Source organism: Algoriphagus sp. (assembly GCF_013373065.1).
In the GTDB taxonomy this organism is placed as follows: Bacteria; Bacteroidota; Bacteroidia; order Cytophagales; family Cyclobacteriaceae; genus Algoriphagus.
The window spans coordinates 1-23,392 of the sequence record NZ_JABXIN010000036.1 but is presented as its reverse complement, the minus strand read 5'-3'; the positions used below and the strand labels follow the sequence as shown (position 1 = coordinate 23,392).

Annotated in this window: 17 protein-coding genes; 12 read left to right on the top strand and 5 right to left on the bottom strand. The window is 40.9% G+C overall.

What is annotated here, in order from left to right; translation table 11 throughout:
* Positions 1–169: 169 nt before the first annotated feature.
* From cysS to HWE15_RS15890, 4 genes are all read left to right on the top strand, one after another.
* Entirely contained in the window at positions 170–1,663 is a 1,494-nt protein-coding gene (gene cysS / locus HWE15_RS15905) for a cysteine--tRNA ligase (protein ID WP_290508527.1), read from the top strand.
* On the top strand, positions 1,653–2,630 hold the full coding sequence (locus tag HWE15_RS15900) for a M28 family peptidase (protein ID WP_290508526.1): 978 nt from the start codon (positions 1,653–1,655) through the stop codon (positions 2,628–2,630). The genes cysS and HWE15_RS15900 overlap by 11 nt, the downstream gene beginning before the upstream one ends.
* A gap of 135 nt (positions 2,631–2,765) precedes the next feature.
* The gene (locus HWE15_RS15895; protein WP_290508525.1) at positions 2,766–3,788 is read left to right on the top strand and encodes a LacI family DNA-binding transcriptional regulator; all 1,023 of its coding nucleotides are present in this window, start codon (positions 2,766–2,768) and stop codon (positions 3,786–3,788) included.
* Entirely contained in the window at positions 3,724–4,962 is a 1,239-nt protein-coding gene (locus HWE15_RS15890; RefSeq protein WP_290508524.1) for a galactokinase, read from the top strand. Before HWE15_RS15895 ends, HWE15_RS15890 begins: the two co-directional genes overlap by 65 nt.
* A 47-nt stretch (positions 4,963–5,009) precedes the next feature.
* Here the strand turns inward: HWE15_RS15890 and HWE15_RS15885 are convergent, their stop codons facing one another.
* A complete protein-coding gene (locus tag HWE15_RS15885; RefSeq protein WP_290508523.1) occupies positions 5,010–7,331 on the bottom strand; it encodes a glycoside hydrolase family 3 N-terminal domain-containing protein in 2,322 nt (773 codons plus the stop codon).
* Positions 7,332–7,492: 161 nt separating this feature from the next.
* Between HWE15_RS15885 and HWE15_RS15880 the strand changes: the two genes are divergently transcribed.
* The 6 genes from HWE15_RS15880 (at position 7,493) to HWE15_RS15855 (ending at position 15,299) form a co-directional block, all read left to right on the top strand.
* Positions 7,493–10,939, top strand: a complete 3,447-nt coding sequence (locus tag HWE15_RS15880; protein WP_290508522.1) for a ThuA domain-containing protein — start codon at positions 7,493–7,495, stop codon at positions 10,937–10,939.
* 123 nt (positions 10,940–11,062) lie between these two features.
* Positions 11,063–11,662 carry a DUF2911 domain-containing protein gene (locus HWE15_RS15875; RefSeq protein ID WP_290508521.1) on the top strand — a complete coding sequence of 200 codons (600 nt, stop codon included), beginning with the start codon at positions 11,063–11,065 and terminating at the stop codon, positions 11,660–11,662.
* 93 nt (positions 11,663–11,755) lie between these two features.
* Positions 11,756–12,598, top strand: a complete 843-nt coding sequence (locus HWE15_RS15870; RefSeq protein WP_290508520.1) for a sulfurtransferase — start codon at positions 11,756–11,758, stop codon at positions 12,596–12,598.
* 11 nt (positions 12,599–12,609) lie between these two features.
* Positions 12,610–13,251, top strand: a complete 642-nt coding sequence (locus HWE15_RS15865) for a hemolysin III family protein (protein ID WP_290508519.1) — start codon at positions 12,610–12,612, stop codon at positions 13,249–13,251.
* A gap of 106 nt (positions 13,252–13,357) precedes the next feature.
* A complete protein-coding gene (locus tag HWE15_RS15860; protein ID WP_290508518.1) occupies positions 13,358–14,461 on the top strand; it encodes a DUF5009 domain-containing protein in 1,104 nt (367 codons plus the stop codon).
* Between the two features lie 172 nt (positions 14,462–14,633).
* Positions 14,634–15,299, top strand: a complete 666-nt coding sequence (locus HWE15_RS15855) for a hypothetical protein (RefSeq protein ID WP_290508517.1) — start codon at positions 14,634–14,636, stop codon at positions 15,297–15,299.
* A 22-nt stretch (positions 15,300–15,321) separates the two neighbouring features.
* Here HWE15_RS15855 and HWE15_RS15850 read toward each other — a convergent pair whose 3' ends face one another.
* On the bottom strand, positions 15,322–16,362 hold the full coding sequence (locus HWE15_RS15850; RefSeq protein WP_290508516.1) for a proline iminopeptidase-family hydrolase: 1,041 nt from the start codon (positions 16,360–16,362) through the stop codon (positions 15,322–15,324).
* Positions 16,363–16,488: 126 nt separating this feature from the next.
* Between HWE15_RS15850 and HWE15_RS15845 the strand changes: the two genes are divergently transcribed.
* Together HWE15_RS15845 and HWE15_RS15840 are read left to right on the top strand one after the other, a co-directional pair.
* Positions 16,489–17,418, top strand: coding sequence for an EamA family transporter (locus HWE15_RS15845; protein ID WP_290508515.1), 930 nt, complete (start codon positions 16,489–16,491; stop codon positions 17,416–17,418).
* 250 nt (positions 17,419–17,668) lie between these two features.
* On the top strand, positions 17,669–19,885 hold the full coding sequence (locus tag HWE15_RS15840) for a DUF5916 domain-containing protein (RefSeq protein ID WP_290508514.1): 2,217 nt from the start codon (positions 17,669–17,671) through the stop codon (positions 19,883–19,885).
* Positions 19,886–20,123: 238 nt separating this feature from the next.
* Here the strand turns inward: HWE15_RS15840 and HWE15_RS15835 are convergent, their stop codons facing one another.
* The 3 genes from HWE15_RS15835 to HWE15_RS15825 form a co-directional block, all read right to left on the bottom strand.
* On the bottom strand, positions 20,124–20,732 hold the full coding sequence (locus HWE15_RS15835) for a hypothetical protein (RefSeq protein WP_290508513.1): 609 nt from the start codon (positions 20,730–20,732) through the stop codon (positions 20,124–20,126).
* Positions 20,733–21,443: 711 nt separating this feature from the next.
* A complete protein-coding gene (locus HWE15_RS15830; protein WP_290508512.1) occupies positions 21,444–22,208 on the bottom strand; it encodes a ParA family protein in 765 nt (254 codons plus the stop codon).
* Positions 22,183–22,449 (bottom strand): hypothetical protein, encoded by a 267-nt coding sequence (locus tag HWE15_RS15825; RefSeq protein ID WP_290508511.1) that lies wholly within the window; start codon positions 22,447–22,449, stop codon positions 22,183–22,185. The genes HWE15_RS15830 and HWE15_RS15825 overlap by 26 nt, the downstream gene beginning before the upstream one ends.
* Positions 22,450–23,392 lie beyond the last annotated feature (943 nt).

Genomic DNA, 23,392 nt, shown 5'->3' with positions numbered 1-23,392 from the left:
CTGAGAAAAATTGAAAGTGAACCGAAAAAAGAAAATTCAACCCTGCGATTCGAGGAATGAGAGTTTTTAACCTTTGGACTCACCATTTTTAACTTTAATCTCCCCCTTTTTTCCACTAATTTGCAGCTTCGTTGAACCACGGATCATCCGCTCATCGTAATTCGTACTTATGAAGTCACATCACCTGAAGTTATACAATACCCTGTCCAGGGAAAAAGAAGAGTTCCAAGCCATCAATCCTCCTTTTGTGGGTATGTATGTCTGTGGACCTACCGTCTATGGAGATGCCCATTTGGGACACGCACGGCCTGCAGTCACTTTTGATACAGTAAACCGATACCTGACGCATTTGGGTTATCGGGTTCGTTATGTCCGAAACATTACCGACGTGGGTCACTTAACGGGAGATGCGGACGAAGGTGAAGATAAGATTGCCAAAAAAGCCAAGCTCGAGCAACTTGAACCTATGGAAGTTGCTCAGCAATATACCGACACCTACCATCGGGATATGGCAGTCCTTAATACTTGGAAACCGAGTATCGAACCTCGAGCTACCGGACATATTCCAGAGCAGATTGCCCTGGTGGAAGCAATTCTCAAGGAAGGATTAGCCTATGAAGTCAATGGTTCGGTCTACTTTGATGTTTTGAAATACAACAACCAATACCAATATGGAAAACTCTCTGGACGAGTACTGGATGAGTTGATCAGTGGCACAAGAGACTTGGATGGTCAAGGTGAAAAGCGAAATTCTGTCGATTTTGCACTTTGGAAAAAAGCTGCTCCGGAGCATCTCATGAAGTGGGATTCTCCTTGGGGATTAGGTTTTCCTGGTTGGCATTTGGAGTGTACAGCCATGAGCTCCAAGTATCTGGGAACTCAATTTGACATTCATGGAGGCGGAATGGATTTGATGTTCCCGCATCATGAATGTGAAATAGCACAAGGAAACGCCTGCAATCATCAGGATCCTGCCCGCTACTGGATGCACAATAACATGATTACCATCAACGGACAAAAGATGGGGAAATCTCTGGGCAACTTTATCACCCTTCAGGAGCTTTTCACAGGTAATCATGCCCTACTTGAGCAGGCCTATAGTCCAATGACCATCCGCTACTTTATGTTGACAGCCCATTATCGCTCTACCTTGGATTTTTCCAATGAGGCGTTGAAAGCTGCACAGAAGGGTTACAAAAAGATGATCAATGGCCTCCGAACCGCTCATCTTTTGGAATATCAGGCTGATGATTCGATCCCTGTAGATGAAAAACAAATCCAGCAGATAGAATCTAGTATTAACAATGCCTATCGGGCAATGGATGATGATTTTAATACCGCTCAGGCTATTGGACACCTATTTAATTTGCTTAAAAAGATTAACTCAATTTTTACAGGACAATTAAAGGGTGCTGCTTTGGGCGAAGAGGTTTTTTCAAAGTTGAAAAATACCTATACCACATTCGTTGTGGATATTCTTGGCTTAATTGAAGAAAAAGCAGACACCCAGGAATCCATGATCGATCTCCTTTTGAGATTATACGGCGAGGCTAAAACCGCCCGTGATTATACCAAAGTAGATGAAATCCGCGCAGGATTGAAGGATATGGGGTTTGTGGTGAAAGATATGAAGGATAGAATCGACTGGGCTTATGAGGAATAATTTTTGGATTCTATTAGCCTTAGTCTTTTTCTGGGCTTGTTCATCCGAACAACGCACTGAAACAACTATAGCTCCGGTTGAAGTCAAACCTTATCCGAGTTTCATTTCAGATTCGGCTTATTCCTTTATTGAAAAGCAAGTAGATTTTGGCCCGCGAGTTCCGGGGACAAAAGGTCATACAGATACTAAGGAATGGATTATTTCTAAATTGGAATCTTGGAACTGGAATGTTCAAACCCAAGAATTTCAGGCGACCACTTATGATAAACAAACCTGGGATTTGACCAATATCATCGCCTCATATAATCCCGAAGCTTCCAAACGAATCCTGCTTGCTGCCCATTGGGATACTCGCCGAATTGCAGACAAGGATACCGACCGCATGGAAGAAGCAATTGATGGAGCAAATGATGGTGGATCCGGTGTGGGTGTTTTACTGGAAATTGCGCGGGTGATCGGAACACAGGATTTAAAACCAGAAGTAGGAATTGATATTATCTTGTTTGACGGAGAGGATGATGGGGAACCTGAGACGGCACGAGTTCGGGACAATTCCCAAATTTGGTGGTGTCTAGGATCCCAGCATTGGTCTAAAAATAAACATGTTCCAAACTACTCCGCCTACTATGGAATACTAGTGGATTTGATAGGAGCAAAAGGTGCACGATTTTATCGGGAGGGATATTCCCGTCGCTATGCTTCCGGAATTTTGAAAAAAGTCTGGGATCATGCTTCCAAATTGGGACATTCATCCTTTTTCATTCCTCAGGATTCTCCGGAGATTTTGGATGATCACCTTTTTGTTAATGAGTATGCACAAATCCCTATGATCGACATCATTGAGTTTTCCCCACAATATGGGTTTGGGCATTATCATCATACTCATCAGGACAATATGGACTTGATTGATACCCGTCCTTTGCAAGCAGTCGGAGAAACTGTTTTGTATACAATATATCAAGAGTAATAGGATTTCAGAAAAACTTTGCAATATTGCTAACAGCAGACTATTGCAATTACAGAAAATCAAACCTTTTACCCCAAAAATTGGTAATTCTATCATTAGTGAATTTATCGCTTTTTGGGCCAAAACTAGGTACGCATGAAAAAAGGACATCAAGTCACCATGAAGGAAATTGCCAAGAAGTTAGGCGTTTCCGTCTCGACTGTTTCCCGGGCATTAAAGGATTCTCCTGAACTCCACGAAGAAACGAAACGAAAAATCGTGGAAGCAGCCAAGGAGATGAATTATCAGCCTAATTTACTTGCACAAAGTCTCCGAATCAGTCGAACCAAAACCCTTGGCGTTATCGTCCCTGAAATCACATCTCACTTTTTTGCGTCTTGTATCAGTGGAATTCAGGATTTTGCCAATAAGCGGGGGTATAATGTCATGATTTGCCAATCCAACGAATCCATCGATCAGGAAATCGCAAATATCAAAACCTTAGTAGCATCTCAGGTAGATGCCTTGATGATTTCCCTAAGCCGGGAAACGAATCACTATGAGCATCTTTTTGAATTGTACAATCGGGAAATACCATTCGTGCTTTTTGACCGTGTTCAGGAAGACATTCCCGTTTCCAAAGTGACTTTCAACGATGCTGGTGGTGCTTATCAGGTGACGAACCACTTGTTAGAAAGTGGCTGTCGCTCCATCGTCTATGTTTCCGGTCCTGAGGATCTCTACATTTCTAAAAAACGGAAAGAAGGCTACTTAAAAGCACTCAAGGAATATGGAATTGAAGAAAATCCAGAATTCATTAAGGTTACAGACTTGACTGAGGCTGATAATATTCGGATTGCAAAAGAAATTGCAGCCATGGACCCGCTACCAGACGGTGTCTTTTGTATGATCGATCCTTTGGCTGTGGATGTTTTGACCTATTGGAAAAGCGTTGGTATAAAAGTTCCTGAGCAAATCGCCTTGGCAGGCTTTACTAATAATCCTACCTCGGCAGTAGTTGAACCTCCTTTAACCACTGTTTCACAACCCGGTTATGAAATGGGAAAGCTGGCAGTAAGTCATCTTCTAGACCAATTGGATGGATTAGTTTCAGATGATCCGATTTCCATTGTCTTGGACACGACTTTGGTTCCTAGAAAATCTTCCCAACGGATCTAAGCGTCTACTTTCTATAATATACCAGGATATGGAAGGCCAAATCAGGAAAACCTTTGTCTCACTTTTTGAGACTGAACCGATTTTAGCCTTTGCTCCAGGAAGAATCAATTTGATCGGGGAGCACACCGATTATCAAGAGGGCTTTGTACTTCCCGCTTCCATTCAATTTGGGATTTGGAGCGCCGTTCAAAAGAATCAACTTCCCTACTGCCGTTTATATTCAATCGATTTTGAAGAAGAAGTAACATTCGACTGGCAAGCTTTTTCACCTAGAAAAGGACACTGGAGCACCTACGTGATGGGATTTTTGGCTCAACTTCAGCAGGCAGGTTACAAGTTTGAAGGTTTTGATATGGTGATCGGGGGAAATATTCCTGTAGGCGCGGGATTATCTTCATCCGCAGCACTTTCCGTTTCCATTGGAACTGCTTTATCAGCCTTATTTGAGCTTAATCTGAGCAAATTATCAATTGCCCGTTATTCCCAAAATTCAGAGCATCAATTTGCAGGAGTTCACTGTGGAATTATGGATACCTATGCCTCAGCTTTTGGGAAAGCAAAAACAGCCTTGCTTTTGGATTGCCGGACTAATCAACACGAAGAGATCGCACTTGATTTGGGCGAATATTCGGTTTTACTAGTCAATTCTAATGTAAAGCATTCCTTAGCAGATTCGGCCTATAATCAGCGAAGAGCAGCTTGTGAAGAAAGTGTGGAATTACTAAAAAGATCTTTTCCTGGAATAAAAACACTTCGGGATTTGAACATTTCAGACCTCCCTCAAGTCCAAAAAATCCTTCCCGAAAGTCTTTTTCCTAAAGCAAAGCATGTCATTTCAGAATGCAACCGCGCCTTAGTAGCCGCTAAAGCCTTAAATGAAAAAAACTTGGGATTTTTCGGAAAGCTGCTCAAGGAATCGCATCAAAGCCTAAGCAAAGATTTTGAGGTCAGCTGTCAAGAATTGGATTTTCTGGCTGAAAAAGCATGGAAATTCCCGGGAGTTCTGGGGGCACGTATGATGGGTGGTGGCTTTGGAGGTTGTACCATCAATTTGATCAGCAAATCAAAGGTTGCACCTTTTCTAGAAGAACTTAGCAGCTCCTACACCAAGGAATTTGGCATTATTCCCTCCTTCATTTCTGTCGAAATCGGAGATGGAGCTCACATATTTTAACGCAGCCCCTTCATTTTTTTGATTTCATGAAGGAGCTAATAGTAAGGTTATTTTTTGGAATAATTTGCCACCCGATCATCTTGAATCACCCCCGACCAGTTCATTCCAAAAGCAAAATCATAGGAATTCCCCAACTCATCCACATGAACCTCCATGTCATGAGGAACATCCTCAAATTGAGTTTCCACCGTTTCCATGGAGGCCGGAAGTTGAACAGGAAGTAAAGCTGAGGGTTCCGCTTTTCCAGCTAATAGATCAAAAACTACCTGATCTTGGACTCCAAAATGAAAGAGAATTCCATCCACTTGGGACTCAAATTCAGCCATGACCATCGGGTTGGCTGCATTAACAATCACTATAACTGGCTTTCCATTCATTTGGGATTTTGTCTCCAGAATAGTTTTTAAATCCTGATTATTAGAAGTTTCCACTCGCTTATCCTTATAACTACGGTTAGTAATTTCAGGAGCAATCACAGGATCACCTGAGGCCAAACTTTGTTCACGTGCTAAACTCGCAGTGTAGGGTTCATATTGAAGAGAAATAGGAACATAGCCATTTCCACCTTTTTCACGATCGGCTGGATCATAACCCGTACCTGATTCAGGACTATTCACAAATACCAGTGCTATATCTGCTTCATCTGATGTATTTACTAAATCCACATACTTGGAAGCAATCCCCAAATTGACAGCATCCACCCATTTTTCTTCACTCCTGATTCCCCACCAATTGGTGGTTGAAGGGATAAATTTTTGAGGGATGTACACTTTTTTCTTTTCGCGAATCGGAAGAGCCTGCTCCTTATTTTTCAAAAGCACTACTGATTTCAACTGGGCTTCATATCCCTCCTTCATCAAATCCGGATTCCCTACAAAGGCCTGACTTTTTTCTGGATCTAAATACGGATTTTCAAATAGGCCAGCATTGAAAATATTGCGAAGTAGGCGAACTGCAGATTGCTCAATCCGCGCACGAGCAGCCTCAGCCCCCATTTCTTTTTCCATCATTTTAAAAGCTTCCAAAACGGGAATCTTATCATTATTACCTCCAAATTGATCTCCCCCAGCCATCAAGACTCGGTAATGGCGTTCAGGATTTGTTTTGGCTTCCATTCCCCAGGGTTTTCCCGCAAAAATTTCAGGCTTTGGCCCTTCGTCTCCAATGACCAACCAGTCGGTACATACGACGCCATCATAGCCATAGGTATTTCGGAGTAAGTCTGTGATCAGATACTTTGAATACCCATTTGCCAAAGTATCCTGACCAACCGAAATTGTATAATAGGGCATCACTGCGGAAGCGGATTGAGTAGCCCCAGCTAGCTTAAATGCTCCTTCCGTGAAAGGAACCAAGTGTTCTTCAAAATTATTCCCTGGATATACTGCAAATTTTCCGTAAGCAAAGTGACCATCTCGTCCACCTTCTTCGGGACCTCCACTAGGCCAATGCTTAACCATGGCGTTGACACTATGATAGCCCCAACCTCCAGAAATTTGAGCTTCACCTTTTGAAGTTTGAAATCCATCCACGTAAGCTCTGGCCATATCAGCTGAAAGTCTTGAATCTTCTCCAAAAGTCCCCTTGATTCGATTCCAACGCGGTTCGGTCCCCAAATCAATTTGGGGAGAAAGTGCAGTAGAAATCCCAAGTGCACGGTATTCCATCGAAGCGACTTCTCCAAATCGCTCCACCAATTGGGGATCAAAAGTGGCTGCTAGTCCCAAAGATTCTGGCCACATGGAAATTTGTCCTCCGGAACCTGCATTATACTCTGTGCTAGCCACTGGACCATGTCGAGGGTCCGAACTGTTATTGGTGGGAATACCTAATCCCAACCCCTCCACAAAAGCCTGCACATTATTATTCCATTCTGCGGCAACCTTTGGACTTTCCACTCGAGTGATCAACACATGACGAAGATGATCCTCCTCCAAAAACTGTTTTTGCTGATCCGAAATGGTGGAAGAAGGCATTCCGCTATCTGTAATGGGTTTTCCTCCATAGGTCCCGGCACCGAATCCTTGGGGATTTGCAGGAATTGCTTGATGGGAACTGTAAAGCATTAGTCCTGCGATTTGCTCATTGGACATTTTCGACGCAAGATCCTTTGCCCTGTCCTCAGTTGCCAAGAGCCAATCTTCATAGAGATCCAAGGCCCCATTTTTATTTAAATCTTTGAAAAAAAGACCATTTTCCTCGATGAGTTGAACTCCAGAAGATTTGGAGTAACCTAATGTTGAACCTTGAGATTGGGTCAAAATAACTACATCCGATCCGATACTTTTTTCCTGGGTTTCATTTTGATCACAGGCAAAGAAAAAAGAGGCTGATGTCAGAATAAGAATTTGGAAAATTGAAACCTTCATAGCAGTGGGGTCTTAATGAATAGTGGGTATCGATAAGAAATATCTATAATTATTGTTTCAAAATGAAAAAATAGCGCATTTTATCATCAAAAATCACCGAATTTCAGTTATTTAGCACGGCAAGTATGAGAATTGCCTATTTTAGAAAAAATTTCTGATTCATGAATACCATTCTAAACCTAAAAAACCTACGTTCCTTCTTACTACTTCTAGTAGTTGGAAGTCTGTTTTTTTCTTCCTGTTCGAATAAACGAAAAGGAAATCCAAAAGTCCTAGTATTCCATAAAACGGCTGGATTCCATCATGAATCCATTCCTGATGGAATTGCGGCTATCGAAAAACTGGGATCTGAAAATGGATTTGAGGTAGATGCCACTGAAGATGCTGCGGATATCAATGAAGAAAATCTTGAAAAGTATGCTGCAGTCATTTGGCTCAGCACAACTGGTGATGTTCTAGATCATTATCAAGAAGCTGATTTTGAGCGCTACATCCAATCAGGTGGTGGCTATGTGGGTATCCATGCCGCAGCCGATACCGAATATGAATGGGGATGGTATGGTAAACTGGTAGGCGGATATTTTGCGGATCACCCTGGAATCAATGATCCAAACCCTAACGTTCAACCTGGGGTAATCAATAAAACAGGTGAGAAACATCCATCTGTTGACTTCTTACCAGATCCTTGGGAGCGTACTGACGAATGGTATTCTTATAAGGAGGTGAACCCTCAAACAACAAAGCTTTTGATGTTGGATGAATCTTCCTACAAAGGAGGAATGGACATGGGTGAGCACCCTATTGCTTGGTATCATGAATATGACGGTGGCCGTGCCTTCTATACAGGGGGTGGACATACTTCCGAGTCCTTCCAGGAAGAAAACTTCCTTAAACACTTACTTGCCGGGATCCAATATGCGATCGGTGATAATTTGAAATTGAATTATTCCAAAGCCAGACAAAAGCGAGTTCCTGAAGAAAACCGTTTCACGAAAACAATGCTTTCGGTTGGTAAATTTACCGAACCGACTGAATTGACGGTTTTGCCTAATTTGGACATTTTAATTTCACAGCGAAGAGGTGAGATTATGTATTGGAATGAGGCTGAGCAAAGCCTTAAGGAAGTAGCCAAATTGGATGTTTATTGGCAAAGTGGAGTACGAGGAGTCAATGCTGAAGAAGGATTGATGGGTATTCAAAAGGATCCAAATTACGCCTCTAACAATTTTGTATTTGTATACTACTCTCCTGCAGGAGACGAAGAAATCAATCGACTTTCCAGATTTGTATTCAAAGATGGTGTTTGGGACATGGATTCCGAAACAGTCATTTTGGACATACCATCAGATCGATATATCTGCTGTCATACAGGTGGTTCAATTGCCTTTGATAAGGACGGAAACCTCTTCCTTTCATTAGGGGATAATTCTACACCATTCAATCAGAATGACTCTCGCTACACGCTAAATGGCTATGCTCCTTTAGATGCTAGAGATGGTCGCAAGCAATGGGATGCCAGAAGAAGTTCAGGAAACGCCAATGATCTACGAGGTAAAATCCTAAGAATCAAAGTAGCAGAAGATGGAAGCTATACTATCCCTGAAGGAAACCTTTACGCTCCAGGAACAGAAGGAACTAGACCTGAAATTTATGTACAAGGAAACCGAAACCCTTATCGTATTTCAGTTGATCAGAAAACAGGATTCCTATACTGGGGTGAAGTTGGTCCAGATGCTCGGGCAGATTCGATGGATGTCAAAGGTCCAAAAGGATATGACGAAGTAAACCAAGCTCGAAAAGCAGGCAATTTTGGCTGGCCTTATTTTGTAGGAAACAATTATGCATACCGGGAATTCAATTATGAAACAGGTGAAACAGGCCCTGCTTTTGATCCAGCTGGCCCAGTAAATAATTCTCCGAATAATACGGGTATAAAGAACCTACCTCCTGCTCAGCCAGCCTTTATTTGGTATCCATATGACAATTCTCCCGATTTCCCTCAAGTGGGTACAGGTGGAAGAAATGCGATGGCGGGACCTGTTTACTACTCGGATTTATACCCTGCTGACACGAGATTCCCAGATTATTTTGATGGCAAACTCTTCATCTATGATTGGATTCGAGGTTGGATTAAAGTCGTCACCATGGAAGAAAATGGAGACTTCTCTAAAATGGAGCCATTTATGGCTGGAACCAAGTTCAATTCCCTCATCGACATGGAAATGGGGCCTGATGGTAAAATGTACATTTTGGAATATGGTACCGGATGGTTCACCAAGAATGTAGATTCAGGACTATCTAGAATTGATTTTAATGGTGGAAACCGAGCTCCGATTGTCACAGAAGTTACATCTGATAAGAATTCTGGAGTTTTACCTCTTACAGTTACTTTCTCGGCGAAGGCTACTGATCCCGAAGGTGACCCAATTTCTTATACTTGGAATTTGGGCAATGGAAAAACAGAAACTACAACAGAACCTAAACTAACTACTACCTTCGATCAAATTGGTGAGTATGAAGTAACTGTCAGTGCCTCAGACCCTTCAGGTTTGGCAGGTGAAAGTCCCAAGGCCATTGTATATGCTGGAAATAGTGCTCCTGAAGTTAGCATCACTGTTCAAGGAAATCAATCATTCTACTTCCCTGGAAAGCGTGTTACTTACCAAGTAAGTGTGACAGATGAGGATCATTCTACTGATGATATGAGCAAACTTTATGTTGCTGCGGATTACATTGAAGGATTTGATCAAGCCGAAGCTGACATGGGGCATAAGATAATGAGTGAAGCAATGACCGGAAAAGCCCTTGTACAATCCCTAACCTGTAAAACTTGCCATAAGGAAAATGAAGCCTCTATCGGTCCTGCTTACACTGCGGTTGCAGCAAAATATAGAACCCGTGATCGAGGTTATTTGATGGATAAGATTAAAAATGGCGGCGGCGGCGTCTGGGGAGAAACCGCAATGCCGGCTAATCCAGATATTAAGGATTCTGATTTGAATGCCTTGATCGCATACATATTCTCCCTCAAAGGAGAGCAAAAGCCAAGCTTACCTGCAAAAGGAACCTTGGACCCTACCATGGGTAAAACTCCTTCTCCTAATGGCGCTTTAATGATCAACGCTTCCTATTCGGATGATGGAGGTGACAATATCAAGCCACTGACCGGGAGTGCTTCTTTGGTATTGATAACAAATAGCATTGATCCAGGGCTAGCCACAGATTTCAATGGTTATGCTAGCATGGCATTTGGAGGAAGAAACTTATTGACGGTGCCTGGAGATGCTGGTCACTTTTCCCTACCTGCCTTTGATTTAACAGGAATAGGATCTGTGACCTTTACAGTTGCTTCTCAAGAACCAATTCAAACTCCTGTTGATTTCGAAATCAGATTAGGTAGCCCTACTGGTGAGGTAATTGGGTCTGGAACTTACACACAAGGTCCAGCTGTCAAAGATCCAAATATGCCTGTCATGTATGGAAAAGCTACAATTCCAATGACCGGACAAGCTGGCAATGCTGGACAAAAAATCTATATCCTGAGCAAACCACAAAGTGCAGAATTGGGTATGTTCATCATTGCAGGAATCACTTTCAATGCTAAATAATCTCAATTAAAATTTTGAAAGAAACCGAGTCCTTGAACTCGGTTTCTTTTTTTTTAGTTTTGACCAAACTTCTTTTTACTACACTAGTTTGTTTTGAAACTTATAACCCAAATCCAATATCATATGAAACACACAAAACTATTTGTATTAGCCACTTTGGTTCTTTTCTCCTTCAGCCTATCAGCTTTAGCTCAATTGCAAACTCCAGCTTTAAGCCCGGCAGCGAGCGTATCTCAAGTGGTAGGTTTTACTAAAATCTCAATCGACTACTCCTCCCCTGCTGTACGTGGAAGGCAGATTTTTGGAGAAATTGAGAAATGGGGTGTGACTTGGAGAGCTGGAGCTAATCTTCAGACTACAATCGAATTTAGCACTGACGTTTCAATTTCTGGAAAAAATGTCCGTGCTGGAAAGTATTCCATATTCATGACTCCTACAGAGACTGGAGATTGGACTGTACACATCAATAGTAAGGGTGTATGGATCTACAACTACATGAAAGATGGAAAAATCGATGAGGAAGCTTTGGCAAAAGATGATTTAGTCTCTTTCCAAGCTACTACCGAAAGAGGAGGAAATACAGAGCGCTTGATGTACACCATCTCTGCTAATGACAATAAAACCGCTTTGGTCACTATGGCCTGGGAAACTGTGAAAGTAACCTTCCCAATCGATACACAGGTCGATCAGAAAATGGAGCAGTTCCAAAATCAAATCAAATAAGAAAGTTTAATTCTGATTAAAAATCCCATCTATTCCAATGGGATTTTTTATTTTCAATGAGACTATTCAAAGCGGTATAAAAAATCAATTCTCATGACCCCAATCATATCTCCACGCGAATTAATCTCAATTTTATCAAAACCGAACCTTACCCTAATTGATGCAAGAAACAGCCCCAAACCCCGAGAAGAATTTGAAAAAGGCCATTTAAAAGGGGCTCTCTTTGTAGATCCTAATTTGGAATTGGCAGATATCAAGGAGGATCTTTCAAATGGTGGCCGGCATCCCCTACCAAGTATGGAGAGCTTTTGCAAGGTTTTGGGGAATTTGGGTATAGATTCTCAAACACATGTGGTTGTCTATGATGATCAAAATGGCGCTAATTCTGCCGCTCGTTTTTGGTGGATGCTTCGTGCTTTAGGGCATGAAAAAGCCCAGGTTTTGGAAGGAGGAATTCAGGCTGCCTTGGAGATTGGTTTTCCAACAGAAAATGGAAAATCCCAAAATGAAGCGAAAAATCCATACCCAGGCACCAAATGGATGCTTGGAATTGCGGACATGCAAGAAGTAAAGGAAAAGGTGGGAGAAGAAAATTCCCTGGTCATCGATGTCCGCAGTGCAGAGCGCTATCGAGGTGAACAGGAACCCATTGACTTAATTGCTGGCCACATTCCAGGTGCCATCAATGTTCCTTTAACCGAAAATATGGGATCCAAGGGTGAATTTCTTCAACCCGAACAATTGCGTCGAAAATATCAAGATTTAATAGGAGGTCTTTCTTCAGATCAGGTGATTGTTCACTGTGGATCTGGTGTGTCAGCTTGCCACACGCTATTGGCATTTGACCTTGCTGGCTTACCCATTCCAAAACTCTATGTAGGTTCTTGGAGCGAATGGAGCCGAAATGGTCAGCCAATTGGAAAAGGGAACGAATAATTTCTATATCTGTGAAAAAAATCAAACGCCCTCAAACCCCAAAAGAAGAACGAGCCAATGCCCTTTCCCATGGGTTGGGTTTAGTTTTGGGCTTGATCGGCACCCCTTTTCTAATTGACTTAGCGAGGAAACAGGAAGACTTGAAATTTCTGATAGGAGCACTCGCCTTTTGCCTGGGAATATTGATGGTGTATGGTTTTTCTACAGCATATCATGCTGCAAAAAGCCCCCCAAAAAAAGCCCGTCTTCAAGTCATGGATCATGTTTCCATTTACTTTTTAATTGCCGGTTCCTACACCCCGATGGTTCTGTCAATTTTAAATACGGATACTGCAATTCTCTTTCTGGCGATCATTTGGTGTTCTGTATTAATCGGAACCTTCTTTAAGATATTTTTCACAGGAAAATTCAAAACCCTTTCCGTGATCATATACCTTACCATGGGTTGGCTGGCCGTTTTCTTTTTTAATGATCTGGTGCAAAAGCTTTCTTTACAAACCCTATTCTGGATTGGTGCAGGTGGTCTTTCCTACACGATAGGGGTTTATTTTTATGTGAAAAGTGAAAAGCTCTATTACCACAGCATCTGGCATCTTTTTGTTTTGGGAGGGACTCTAGCTCACTTCATTGCGGTGGCTCAAATACTTTCCTAAGAAATAAATTCCTTTCCAAAACTCTCAAATCGCAAGTTTCCTTTAGCAGTAAGGAAGCTTTTGATCTGTATTTTTTCTATTTTCAGACAACGCCAATCATCTCGATATGACCGCAGCACCCCCTAGCCCTACTCAACGCTTAGTTTCTTTAGACGTTTACCGAGGATTAACCATGTTTTTGCTGGTTGCCGAAGCCGCTTGGGTCTATGAAGCCCTATTAGAACTTTTTCCTGAGGGCCATTCCCTACACTCGTTCTTCCTTCAGTTTACCCATCACGAGTGGAATGGTCTGCGCTTTTGGGACCTGATTCAGCCTTTCTTCATGTTTATTGTTGGTGTTGCCATGCCCTTCTCGCTTAATAAGCGAATGGCTTTAGCTGAAAATCACAGTGAAATCAGCCTTCATATCCTCAAGCGAAGCTTAATCTTGTTTTTGTTCGGAACTGGTCTTCATTGCATCTATGCGGGAAAAATGGTCTTTGAGCTCTGGAATGTGTTGACCCAACTCTCTTTTACAATTTTGGTCACCTATTTTCTTTTAGATAAAGGCTGGAAAATTCAATTGGGTGTCTCTTTGGGTCTTCTTGCCTTAACAGAGGTTCTTTATCGGACCTATAATCCTGAAATTCCATTTGAACATGGAACGAACTTCGGGAACTACATGGATATGCTCCTCATGGGAAAAATCAATAATGGAGGCTGGGTTGCAATTAATGCCATCCCTACCGCTGCCCACACGATCTGGGGAGCAATTTGCGGAAACATTCTCCTTTCTTCGAAACCTGCAGATGAAAAAATAAAAACCTTTCTAATCGCCGGATCGGTTGGATTACTCCTTGGCTATGGACTGGATTGGACAGGGATCACTCCAATTATCAAGCGAATCAGCACCACTGCTTTTGTCTTTGCATCCGGAGGTTGGGCTTTATTGGCCTTGGCTTTTTTCTATTGGTGGGTTGATATCAAAAATCGTCGCAAAGGAATCTTTCCCTTTTTAATCGTAGGAATGAATTCCATCTTCATCTATTTGTTTGCGGAAATCCTCGGAAGATGGATGAATAAAACCGTAGGAATTTTCACTACCGGAGCCTTCGCTTGGCTGGGAATCGGAGAGCATGGACTTGGATTGATTGCAGCATTTGGCGCCTTGGCAGCTATGTGGGGATTGTGCTATTTTCTGTACCGAAAAGGTATTTTCTTTAGAATTTAAACCGTTTCACCTAATCTCCTCAACAAGAATAATTTAAACAATGGTTTTGGGATAGAGAGAAAAACTTAATATTTTGATTTTTGATCGATTTTAATTGTGAAGAGCTTTGAATTGTTCGCCACCCATTGAGATTTTTCACTAAAAAATTTTCAACCACTTCAACTTACTAAAAATGTCCAATGTAATTCCTAGCAGCTGGTTCAAGACTTATTCAGAGACTCAGCAGCTTCTTCAAGATGGAACTACCATTACCCAATCATTTGTCCAGGATATCCATCAACTCAATCCTAACTTGACATTTGATGTAAAAGTCATCATCAACACTACCCCAGCCCTTGTTTTCTTTGATCCAGCAACCAAAACTGTCAATCTTCCCTTTTATGATCAGTTGAGCAAAGACTCAGTCGGTTTCTTTCAAGAAATGGGAGGCTCGGAAGCTGAAGGAAAACGCCTTTTTGGACTGTTTTTTAATGGATTTTACCTTGCCCACGAATTGGGTCATGGAGTTCAGTTTTTTGTCAAGGGAGATGAAAAAGGATCCTATAAAAATGAATTGTTTGCAAATCAAGTGGGAATGCAATGGTGGAGGAAGCATGGTGCCGATGCAGAGCTTTCTGCATGCTACCAATTTGCGCAACATATTATCTCCATTTTGCCGAACCCCGTTCCAAAAGGGATGACAGTCGAAGAGTATTTTGACAAAAACTACAACACCGTTTCAAATAATCCTTACATCTACGGTTTCATGCAGTTTCATCAGTTTATACAAACTCACGACGACCCAAAACTTCCGAGATTTGATGAACTAATTACCGCATATATGAACTCCTCGCCTTGATTTTTTTTAAAATGCTAGCTCATTAATTTCCCGAATACTCACCATTATCCACATCCTTAATAAACTTTATTACACCAGGGAAAAAGTGTTCGGGATCATCGTATTGGCTCAAATGACTTCCATTAGGACAAAGTAAAAATTGTCCGTTTTGAACTTCATTTGACATCCATTCCATATGGGCAGGGTCCATGGTGTCATGCGTTGCTCCCACTACCAAAGTCGGAACAGTAATATTTTTTAATTGATCTCTGACATCCCAGCCTTTTAAGCTAGCTCCTGGCGTGATGCCAAATTCGCTATGACCTTGCATATACACATATACATTAGGATTCACCAATTCCATCATCTTGTTAATTTCCTCAGGCCATTCTGAAGGATTCATTCTCAAAAAGTGATAGGGATAATGATGCTCGGACAGAAGCTCCATATATCTAGGATTTTCGAAATCACCATTCTTTTCGATTTCCATTAATTCAGCAAAAACTTCCTCAGGCATCTGAGGGCCTAACACCTCTTTTGCATAGTTTTCATACTCATCCAAGCTAGACATCATGTTGCAGATAATAAGCCCCTTGAGATTTTCCTGATGTTTAAAGGCATATTCCATCCCAAGCATTCCTCCCCAAGATTGGCCCAACAGGTAGAAGTTTTCCTTATTCAAACCCAAGGCTTGACGAACCTGCTCTACTTCATCAACAAATCGCTCAATCGTCCAAAGTGAAGAATCATCTGGTTGATCAGAAAGCGCAGAACCCAATTGATCATACCAAATGAATTCAATGCCTTCCTCAGGAAAATAGTCTTTGAAATTTCCATACTGAAGATGAGACATTCCAGGTCCGCCATGAAGCAAAAGCACTTTCATAGTAGGACTCTCTCCCATGCGTTTGGTCCAAACCTTGAATTCTCCAACTGGGGTTTCAATAGGTATCATTTGAATCCCATCCTCAGTTTCAACTGAAAGTTCTGGATCTTCCACTTTGGAATTTTCCGAATTTGAAGAGGGATTACAACCAACCAAAACAGCTGAAAGAATTAAACCAATGGCTAAGTAGTATTTCATAAGAAAGAAGCTTTTTGTTATCCAAAATAGCCTAATACTCTATTTTTTCAAATCATCCTCTGATTTTTGGATGGAGCTATCCAAAAACCCAAAATGCTGAATATCTTCGCTTGAATATTGACACCTATGGCACAGCCGACTTCCTACCAGAAAATTCCAGGGATCCTAATGGCCCTTTCGTCTGCTGTTTTTTGGGGAATTTCGGGAACATGCGCCCAGTTTCTTTTTGAAGAAAAAAATCTTGACCCTGCCTGGCTGGTTACTTGGAGAATGATTTTAGGTGGGCTGATTTTGATTCTATTCTCTTTTTCTCAAGAAAAGAAAGTAGCTTTTGCGGTCTGGAAAAAACCCATAGACATCCTACAAATCCTCTTATTTGGAATTGTAGGGATGGTTGCTGTTCAATTCACCTATTTTTACAGCATTTCCTTATCAAATGCCGCTACGGCCACAATTCTTCAATACATAGGACCTGTTTTCGTCGTGGGTTTTTATGCCATCAAAAACAGAAAATGGCCAATTCTTGCTGAATATGGAGCCTTGATTTTAGCTTTATCCGGGACATTTTTACTGGTTACCCATGGTTCGCTAGAAGTCTTGGTCATTTCCGAGCAAGCCTTGTTTTGGGGAATTCTATCCGCTATTGCTTTAGCTTTTTATACCATCCAACCCGTTGGATTGCTGCGAAGCTTTTCTCCAGCGGCGATTACAGGTTGGGGAATGTTGATTGGGGGAGTTTCATTTTCTTTAGTTACACAGCCATGGACGATTTCCGGAACTTGGGATTCTGGAACCTTTTTGGCTTTTGGATACATCATTTTATTCGGTACGGTAATCGCTTTTTATTTCTTTTTGCGATCCATCTCTATTATTGGGGCTACCACTGCCAGTTTACTCTGTAGTGTCGAACCCTTAGCAGCCGCTTTAACAGCCGTTTTTTGGCTAAAGGTCAGTTTTTTAGGAATGGATTGGCTAGGAACAATCCTGATTTTGCTAACGGTTGCCCTACTTACCTGGAGTAAAAAAGAGAAGAATCCAATTACCGATAGTAAGTAGTTTTTGTTGATTAAAGGAGAATTTAAAGAGTCATTCGCATTACTTACCTAAACTCTAAGTGATTTTAAATTGTGGCGGCTTGCTTTCCGACTTATCATTTTTGATAAAAGTCTCCTCTTAAACCGCTTAGATAAAAATCTTTTTTTTAAATAACTGTTTGATGCCTCCTGAGTTTTAGCTTCTAATTCCATAAGAAAACCGCTGATATAATTACGCTTCCCTTCAGGATAAGCAGGCTTAATTTTGCACTATGCTAAGAAAAAATCTACTTCTGATAGGTTTCTATTTGCTCTTTCAAAGCCTTTGGGCCCAGGATATTACATTCAAAAGAGTAAACTCCCCCATTGAAATAGATGGGGTGATTGATGATGCGTGGAGTAAGGCAGATTCAGCATACAATTGGATGCAATATTTCCCTTTCGATTCATCACTGGCTGTCAACCAATCCGTTGCAAAAGTCCTTTTTGACGATAAGAACATTTATGTTCTAGGGATTCTGTATAGTACGAACAAGGATCGGGAGTATGTAACCCCTTCATTACGAAGAGATTTCCGTGGAGCCGCCAATGACAATTTCACGGTAATCTTCGACACCTTTCAGGATAGGACAAATGCCTTCACCTTTGGAATCAACCCCTTCGGTGTACGGAGAGAGGGTTTGGTTGCAAATGGAGGAACAGGCGAAAGTTCGTTCAGTCTGGATTGGGATAATGTCTGGAGAGGTGAAGCAAAACAATACGAGGGGTATTGGGTAGCAGAGATGGCTATTCCGCTAAATACGCTCCGTTTTAATGAAGGACAGACTGAGTGGAATATTAATTTTTATAGAATTGACAGTGAAAGCGCAGAAAGATCATCCTGGGCACCTATTTCCAGAAATTTCACCCTATTTAATCTGGCAGCTTTAAAAATTGCAAAATGGGAAGAGCCTACTAAGAAAAGTGGGAAAAACCTTTCTTTCATCCCCTACATTTCGGCAAACTCCGGTAGAAACTTTGAGACAAATACCGAGGCAAACCATCGTTTTAACGCGGGCTTTGACATTAAATATGGACTTACTCCAGGATTAAATCTAGACCTTACCGTCAATCCGGATTTTTCCCAAGTTGAAGTAGATCAACAGGTAACCAATTTGGACAGATTTGAGATTTTCTTTCCTGAAAGAAGACAGTTCTTTCTGGAGAATGCCGATCTATTTTCTAATTATGGAAACCGAGGTACTCGTCCTTTCTTTAGCAGAAGAATCGGTGTTTCGAGAGATGAAAGCACTGGTCAAAATATCGAGTCCGCAATCCCATTTGGAGCTAGAATCAGTGGAAAAGCAAACGACAACCTGCGAGTCGGGATATTGAGTATGCAAGTTGCAGAGGATCAATCGGCAAGTTTACCTTCTTACAACTACTCCATGGTTTCGCTTCAGCAAAAGGTGTTCGCACGGTCAAATATCTCCGCCTTTCTTGTCAATAAACAAACCTTCCAAAGCCCAGAAGAATATTCAGATAGTTTATACAATGCCTGGGATCGAACTTTTGGAGTGGATTATAATTTGGCATCTGCTGATAATCGTATTACGGGAAAATTCTTTTACCACCGCAATATCAATCAGGTAGCAGTAGATAGTGCTTTCGCTGCAGGGATTGAAATGCAGTACAGTGTCCCCCAATGGTCTTTGGACATGCGTTCTCAAGTGGTGGGCGCTAATTACGCACCAGAAGTTGGCTTTGTCCGCCGTACCGATATCCGACAATTGGCCATGACCTACCGTCGAAGTTTCTTCCCTTCCCAAGGTGAAATTCAGCGTCATGGACCCGGCTTTGATTTTGATATGGTGGGAAATGACACCTACGGATTCCTGGATTGGGATGTAAACCTACTATATGATATTTTTTGGAAGTCATCCGCACGGTTTTCACTTCGTTTAAGAAGACAATACACCTACTTATTCAATGGATTTGATCCAAGCGGAACAGATGGGCTTCCATTACCTGCAAACTCAGAATACACCAATAACCTCCTCATCGCCCGATATGAATCTGACGAAAGGAAGAAGATCTCCTTCAACCTAAGTACCCGGTCTGGGGAATATTTCAATGGAACTCGGATCAATCTAGAAGGAAGTGTTCAATGGCGTTATCAGCCCTTAGGATTCACCAGCATTGATTTCGCTTTTAACAGAATCCGACTTCCAAGACCTTACAATGATTCTAACCTGTTTTTGATCGGTCCGAGATTCGACTTTACATTCAGCAAAAAAATGTTTTGGACCACTTTTGTCCAATACAATAGCCAAATTGATAACGTAAACATTAATTCGAGATTACAATGGAGATTTGCTCCAGTATCGGATATTTTCCTCGTTTACACCGATAATTACCTAGCGGAAATGAATCCTGATGGATTTATTGAATTTGGCCCCTCAAAATCACGTGCCATCGTCTTTAAGATGACTTACTGGTTAAACCTTTAACCATAAGTCTCATAAAAAAGAACGCAATCAAAATCAAAAAATATAAAAACCACCTCTTTCGAAGGTGGTCTTAACGTGTGAAGCAATTTAATTAGGACAGGATCCCCATTTGTTTTTTTATTTGAAGCATTAGTTCCAACAATTCATGATCGAATCTCCACTTTCTTCACAATTGTGGAATATTGGAAATAACAAAAGAAGTGAAAGGGTTTTTAATCTTCTGATTGCAAAAGAATTTTCAATCTACTTTCAATGTGGCCCCCATTGTTCTTACTGTTATTTCAGCTTTTTGAGTCCAAAGACTATTCTTCTTATCTATGGAATACTTTGGATTGAGAAAAACGTCTACGTTTGGATTATCTTCAACTAGCTGCCGATTTAATTTTTGAGAGGCTCTTCCTGCCGCTGAAAAACCCCAGATTTGATTATTTATAATTCCTGTAACAGGCAAGACTATTGCCGATGAAGCGGCTAATCCCAACTTATACCCTCCTCCATTTTCCCAACTTTTATAACCAACAGCATTGTTTAGGATGGCTCCACCAGCTATTGATAAACCTACTAAAGAAAGGATCGGCAAAACTCTATTCGAACCATTTAGAGTTACACCATTAAATCTGACTATTAAGCCCGATTTGTTTCCTACCTTCTTGTCGAATGGTATTCCAAAAATTGCATTTCCTTCAGCGCTAACCTCTTTTAACCTCTTAATTTCAAATTGATCTGAATCACTATTCAGGCTTACATCACTGTATCCTCCATTTGATATCAAAGTGTTTGAAGCACAAGAAAAAAGTGATACAGGTAATACTACAGTTGCGATTAATTTGATGAATCTATTTTTCATTGCATTTAATTTTAGTTATAACGCAATGAAAAGAAAGCTTGCTTAATTAGTAAATAAATTTTAAGTAATTTAGGTAAGCAAATTTTTTGATACCTTTTTAAATAAAAAACTTCAAAATTTTTCGCTGTATTTCAATGATTTAGTGAGATCATCAAAATACAGGTAACAATAGGTTACTTGTCCAAAATTCTATTCAATTCCATTCTTTGTATCTTTGCTAGATCGAGATCAGTCATTAAGTGGTTACTCTTTTGCTCTTTAGTCTGCCATTCTTTATAAAGTTCCGGAAAGTCTGAGGGGTGGCATTCAGAGACCCCGCTACTTCTGGTATCGTATAGAATTTAACTCCCTCTATTTCTATAGCTACGTCTTTTACTTTTTGGATATCGGATTTAATTCTCCGTTCTTTCTATAGTATAAGGAGCGGTACTCCTCCAGAACGTTCTACTACCTGCTTTATAAGGACTCTCCCTGTAGGCTACTACTTTGAGTTTGTCTAGGAGTTCCTTCTTTACTATAAAGGTGGCTCTGGTCTCGCTCTACTAAGTTCCCTCCTGGGTGCTTTTGGTTACCTTTTTAAAATTTGTTCTAGGTCCACCTCTTTTAGGTTTCTCCAGTGATCTCCCAGTAGAGAGTTTAGACCTCCGCTAAAGTTTTTTTTAGCTATCTGTCCACCAACTTAGTGTTATTTATGTTATTCAAAACATGAGTTTACTTAGGTTTCTTAAAATTCTTAATTTTCAGTATTTCCTTACTGAGGGATAGGTAATCATTTGCTCCTTGGCTTTTTTGGTTATATCTGAAAATATCCAATCCCTGAGTTTGAGCCTTCGCTAGAGCTATATTATCCCGTATTGAAGTGGATAAAATCTCTTTTGGAAAATGATTTTTAATAGCCTCCACTACATCCCTGTTTAGGACTTTTCGGCTGTCATATTGCGTGATAAATACACCTCCTATCTTAAGGCTCGGGTTTAGCCTTTTCTTAATTTTATTTATTACCTCCACTAGCTTAGTTAATCCCTGTAGAGCTAAAAATTCGGCCTGTAGAGGGATAAATATTTCGTCTGAGGCTGTAAAAGCGTTAATAGTAAGTAACCCCAGAGAAGGGGGGCTATCTATTAGGATAAAATCATATTTCTTCTTTATAGGCTCCAGGAGCTCCTTAAGGATGAATTCCCTCCCAGCTTCTCCAGAGAGCTCTATTTCCGCTCCGGATAAATCCAGCGTGGAGGGTATTAAATCAAACCCTGGCTTTATAGAAGTAGGTTCTAATCCGTGGAGGCCTCTCAAGGCTCCGTAGATAGTCCGGTTCGAATCCGTTATCCCTAAGTTCTGGGAAAGGTTGGCCTGGGGGTCTAAATCTATTAGGAGGACTTTTTTACCCAGTTTATTAAGCCCGGCTCCTATATTAATAGCAGAGGTAGTCTTTCCTACTCCTCCTTTATGGTTACTTATGGTTATTATTTTTGTCATTTCTTTTTCTTTTTATGTTTTTGTCATCTACATATCCTCCGATAATCATAATCAATACTCCTAGAGCCATCATGCTATATGGTATTATAGAGGTAGTATCTCCATCTTCACCAATAGATGAAAGTAAAAATACAATCATTCCTAGAAAAAGTAAGGCAAATCCATATGCACTATATACTCGTTCAATTTCCATATTATTGATATTACTTTGTTTATCTGGGTTACTTATAGTTTTTTCCACTCCTTATTTAGCTTTAATACTATTTTCAGATCTCCTGAGGAGGAGATTTAAATTCATTTTGAATGCCATAGTAAAAAGAAAATAAATTAGGCTTCTTCCGATCATCTTAAAACCATCAGGAAAAAATATGTGGTCGCTCGAAACTTAGGAGAAATACCAAAAGGAAATTCTTTTGTTTACGACCACTTTCAAGGGTGTTGGAAGGAACAAATGGATTTGGCTATGAATGGAAAAACCTATCCAGATGGCTCCTAGGATAAGGTGATTTTTGAGTTGAATGAGCTAGAAAAATTGGGCAGACCAAAACAGAACGCTTCTTCAGACAAAAGAAAAAAGGGGAGAGAACAACTGCATTTTATGCCTTTTTCATAATTATCGTCGAAATACTTTAGGACTGACGGAAAAAACAAAGATGATTATACTAAAAAATACAGTTTTTTAAATGGAAATCGACTTTTTAACGATTATAAGCGCCTTACTGATCGATACAAAAGAATTAAAGAACTATATCAAAACCAACTTTAAATAAGGCAGTTAGGTTTAATTATTGCAGAAAGGAAGGGATTGGCTTCGCCTTTCCCTAAATGAAGGAGGGTTGCAAACCATGCCTACTCACTTCGTTCGTTTTGGTGTTTTTGATACTTAGCCACTCAAGCAAGCTTGCGGCTAAAAAAAGCCCCTCCGAGTTGCGGAAAGGCTTTTTTGCAGAGAGGAAGGGATTGCTCATACGCTCGGTCATGCCGCACAGCCTCTCGCGAATCTCCCTTCGGTCGATTTCGAACCCGAGGGTTCTCATCCCTCCTAATTCATAATTGCTTATTCTAAGGCATAAAAAAAGCGTCGAAATTTTAATATTTCAACGCTTTGCAGAGAGGAAGGGATTCGAACCCTCGATACCCTTTAGGGGTATACACGCTTTCCAGGCGTGCTCCTTCAACCACTC

Bases quoted from the DNA above. Each gene is read 5' to 3' on its own strand.
- HWE15_RS15835 (WP_290508513.1), bottom strand. From the start codon at position 20,732: ATGAAAAATAGATTCATCAAATTAATCGCAACTGTAGTATTACCTGTA.
- HWE15_RS15900 (WP_290508526.1), top strand. From the start codon at position 1,653: ATGAGGAATAATTTTTGGATTCTATTAGCCTTAGTCTTTTTCTGGGCT.
- HWE15_RS15890 (WP_290508524.1), top strand. From the start codon at position 3,724: ATGATCCGATTTCCATTGTCTTGGACACGACTTTGGTTCCTAGAAAAT.
- HWE15_RS15830 (WP_290508512.1), bottom strand. From the start codon at position 22,208: ATGACAAAAATAATAACCATAAGTAACCATAAAGGAGGAGTAGGAAAG.
- HWE15_RS15860 (WP_290508518.1), top strand. From the start codon at position 13,358: ATGACCGCAGCACCCCCTAGCCCTACTCAACGCTTAGTTTCTTTAGAC.
- HWE15_RS15840 (WP_290508514.1), top strand. From the start codon at position 17,669: ATGCTAAGAAAAAATCTACTTCTGATAGGTTTCTATTTGCTCTTTCAA.
- HWE15_RS15850 (WP_290508516.1), bottom strand. From the start codon at position 16,362: ATGAAATACTACTTAGCCATTGGTTTAATTCTTTCAGCTGTTTTGGTT.
- cysS (WP_290508527.1), top strand. From the start codon at position 170: ATGAAGTCACATCACCTGAAGTTATACAATACCCTGTCCAGGGAAAAA.
- HWE15_RS15875 (WP_290508521.1), top strand. From the start codon at position 11,063: ATGAAACACACAAAACTATTTGTATTAGCCACTTTGGTTCTTTTCTCC.
- HWE15_RS15855 (WP_290508517.1), top strand. From the start codon at position 14,634: ATGTCCAATGTAATTCCTAGCAGCTGGTTCAAGACTTATTCAGAGACT.
- HWE15_RS15895 (WP_290508525.1), top strand. From the start codon at position 2,766: ATGAAAAAAGGACATCAAGTCACCATGAAGGAAATTGCCAAGAAGTTA.
- HWE15_RS15885 (WP_290508523.1), bottom strand. From the start codon at position 7,331: ATGAAGGTTTCAATTTTCCAAATTCTTATTCTGACATCAGCCTCTTTT.
- HWE15_RS15870 (WP_290508520.1), top strand. From the start codon at position 11,756: ATGACCCCAATCATATCTCCACGCGAATTAATCTCAATTTTATCAAAA.
- HWE15_RS15880 (WP_290508522.1), top strand. From the start codon at position 7,493: ATGAATACCATTCTAAACCTAAAAAACCTACGTTCCTTCTTACTACTT.
- HWE15_RS15845 (WP_290508515.1), top strand. From the start codon at position 16,489: ATGGCACAGCCGACTTCCTACCAGAAAATTCCAGGGATCCTAATGGCC.